Source organism: Dokdonella sp., assembly GCF_051958935.1.
Classification (GTDB): domain Bacteria; phylum Pseudomonadota; class Gammaproteobacteria; order Xanthomonadales; family Rhodanobacteraceae; genus Dokdonella_A.
In genome coordinates, this window is record NZ_JBQCFP010000183.1 from 1 (window position 1) to 2,801 (window position 2,801).

3 protein-coding genes are annotated in these 2,801 nt (G+C 70.6%); 1 reads left to right on the forward strand and 2 read right to left on the reverse strand.

Annotated features, from left to right (window positions below; all coding sequences use genetic code 11):
- The first annotated feature begins 10 nt into the window (after positions 1 to 10).
- Positions 11 to 745 carry a 16S rRNA (uracil(1498)-N(3))-methyltransferase gene (locus tag ACTHK2_RS16945; RefSeq protein ID WP_440246916.1) on the forward strand — a complete coding sequence of 245 codons (735 nt, stop codon included), beginning with the start codon at positions 11 to 13 and terminating at the stop codon, positions 743 to 745.
- A gap of 93 nt (positions 746 to 838) precedes the next feature.
- On the opposite strand, the gene ACTHK2_RS16950 is transcribed toward ACTHK2_RS16945, so the two are convergent.
- Both ACTHK2_RS16950 and ACTHK2_RS16955 read right to left on the reverse strand, forming a co-directional pair.
- Positions 839 to 1,873 carry a hypothetical protein gene (locus tag ACTHK2_RS16950; protein ID WP_440246917.1) on the reverse strand — a complete coding sequence of 345 codons (1,035 nt, stop codon included), beginning with the start codon at positions 1,871 to 1,873 and terminating at the stop codon, positions 839 to 841.
- A gap of 10 nt (positions 1,874 to 1,883) precedes the next feature.
- The coding region (locus ACTHK2_RS16955) for a tail fiber domain-containing protein (protein ID WP_440246918.1) at positions 1,884 to 2,801 on the reverse strand (918 nt) is incomplete at its 5' end.

A 2,801-nucleotide genomic window follows, 5' to 3' on the forward strand; every position in this document is an offset into this window, starting at 1 on the left:
CGGAAATTCCATGCGCATTCCCCGAATCTACGTCCCGCAGCCGCTGCATCCGGGCCGCGAGGTGGATCTGCCCGTGCAGGCGGGCGAACACATCGCGCGCGTGCTGCGTCTCGACCGCGGCCATCCCTTGCGTCTGTTCAACGGCGACGGCAGCGAGTTCGCCGGCGAGATCGCTTCGCTCGCCAAGCGCGCGGTCAGCGCGCGCGTGCTCGAGCCGGTGGCGAGTGCGGACCGCGAGAGTCCGTTGCGCATCACGCTCGGCCAAGGCGTCGCGCGCGGCGAAAAGATGGACTGGATCCTGCAGAAGGCGACCGAACTCGGCGTCGCGCGCATCGTGCCGCTGGTCACCGATCGCACCGAGGTCAAGCTCGATGCCGAACGCGCCGAGCGGCGCGTCGCGCACTGGGAAGCCGTGCTCGCTTCCGCCTGCGAACAATGCGGACGCAACCGCCTGCCCCAGCTCGCCGAGCCGATGAAGCTCGGCGACTGGGCCGCATCACTCGGCGAAGAAGCCGGGCTGCGCCTCGCGCTCGATCCGCGCGGCGACGCCGATGCACGCACGCTCGATCCGGGCATATGCGCGACCCTCGTGGTCGGCCCGGAAGGCGGTCTGTCCGAACACGATCTGGCAACGCTTTCGCAGGCGGGTTTCCGCGGCCTGCGCCTCGGCCCGCGCATCCTGCGCACGGAAACCGCGGGACTGGCCGCACTCGCCGCATTGCAGGCGATCCACGGCGACCTTTGATGCAGCGACGATGGCGGGCCTCGTCCCTGCGCAGACACATGGCCAGCGCCGACACCTCGTACGCGCGGTACGAGGCGTCGGCGTGACCACGCTTCAGTCGAAACCGTCGGCGAAGATCACGTCGTCCACGACAGCCTCGCCGTCGGTCCACAGGCCGAAGCCGTCCATACCGGGGTTGACGACCGCGGGCGCGCCACTCGCAAGGTCGATCGCGTAGAGCTGCATCGCCGCCGGCGCATCGGCGGCCTTGCCGAGCACGAACATCGCGCGCTCGGCCGTGGCGCCGTCGATCGTGCCGGGGCCGCCGCCGATGAAGCAGCAGGTCGACGGCGCGCTGCCGATCGCCGACAGCGTGACGGGCGAGCCCGGCGTCGACCAGGTCACGCGCGCGAGGTAGGTGAAGTCGAGCACGCTGCGCAGCACCGCGTAGACACTGCCGTCGCCGCCATCGACCGCAAGTGTCACGACGCGGTCGCCCGCGATCGGATACGCCGCGGGCAGCGCCGTGCCGCCGGCGAAGTCGAAGCGCAGCAACTGGTCCTCGCCGTCGCCGTCGCGGCGACCGACCATGAGCAGGTCCGGGCTGGCCGCGCGCCACGCGGCGATGCCGGCGGCGAAGCGGCAGCAACCGGCATCGATCGGCGACGTCAGCGCGGGGTCGAGCGACGTGCCGCCATGCGTGGCGACGACGAACGCCTGCGCCGGCAGTACGCCGGCCGGATCGGCGAACACGCCGACGAGGCGCGAACGCGGCGCGTCGAAAGCGAGCGCGGAGAACGCGAAGCCGTCAGGTGCGACGAAGGTTCCGACCGGTACCGTCGCGGCGCCGTAGGCGATCGCCATCACCGTCACCGGCGCGTCGGGCGCCGCGCCGGACGGATCGGGCGCGATCGCGACGTAGGCGAGATCGTTCGCATCGTCGGCCGCGAGCGCACCGAGCGACACGAGCAGGCGATCCGGCGGATGGGCGAGCGTGCCGCCGGCGACGTCGCCGCTGGCGGCGTCACGCACGATCGCGGTCGCGTCGTCCTGGCGCGAGAGGGTGAGCACGCGCGCTGGCGCCGGCAATGCGGCGAGCGCGACCGACGCGCACAATGCCACGCGTGCGAGCGAGGAAGGCATCGACATGGCGATCTCCTCAGCGCGCGCCGCGGCGGACGAGGTCCTCGAGTTCGCGCAGGCGCGCCTCCAGTTGGTCGATGCGCTCGTCGCGCTCGCGCACTTCGTCCTGCAGCGCCTTCACCGAGGCGAGCGCGACGCCGGCGACGTCGGTCGGCGCGACGAAGTGGTCGCTCGCGCCGAGGCCGAACGCGGCGTGGAAATCTTCCGCGACCGGGCCCAGATGTCGGTCACCGGCGCCAGCGCCGATGTAGTTCCACGTGCTGATCGGCAACGCGGCGAGCCGCGCGAGCACGCCGGCGCCGTCGACCGGCACGAAGTGTTCCTTCGCGCTGCGGCTCGACAACTGCGCGATCGTTCCGTGCACGAGCATGTCGCCGGCGACGTCGAGCTTGGCCGCGGGCGAGGCGGTACCGATGCCGACGTTGCCGCTCGCGGCGATGTCGAGGCTCGATGTCGGCGCACCCGGGCGGATGCGGAACGGCAGGCGCGAGCCGCCGGTCACGTCGCGCACGAAGAAGTTGGCTTCGTTGGCGGCGACGTCCCAGGCCTGCGCGGTGAAGCCGCCGGCATTGCTCTGGTCCAGACGGATGCCGGGCGTGTTGGTCGTGAGCAGGTGCACGTCGAGCACGGGCGTATTCGTGCGCAGGCCGATGCGGCCTGTCGTCGAAATGAACAGCGAGTCGGTCGGCGCCGACAACACGGTGAACGGAATCGTCTCGGCCGTGATGTCCTCGATCGAGAAACGGTTGAGTCCCGCCTGCGTGGTGTCGTTGGCGGTGAGTTGCCAGTGGTGGTTCGGATACGGATCGGCCGACGTGTCGAAGAACACGATGCGCGTGTTGTTCTCCTTGAGGCGCAACGTGTCGAATCCGAACGTTTCGTTGTCGACGCAATCGAAACCGACGCACTGCGAACCCTGCACGATGAGGTCGTC

What these genes read in the sequence shown, in the direction of transcription:
- ACTHK2_RS16945 (WP_440246916.1), top strand. Translation starts at nt 11, where the DNA reads ATGCGCATTCCCCGAATCTACGTCCCGCAGCCGCTGCATCCGGGCCGC.
- ACTHK2_RS16950 (WP_440246917.1), bottom strand. Translation starts at nt 1,873, where the DNA reads ATGTCGATGCCTTCCTCGCTCGCACGCGTGGCATTGTGCGCGTCGGTC.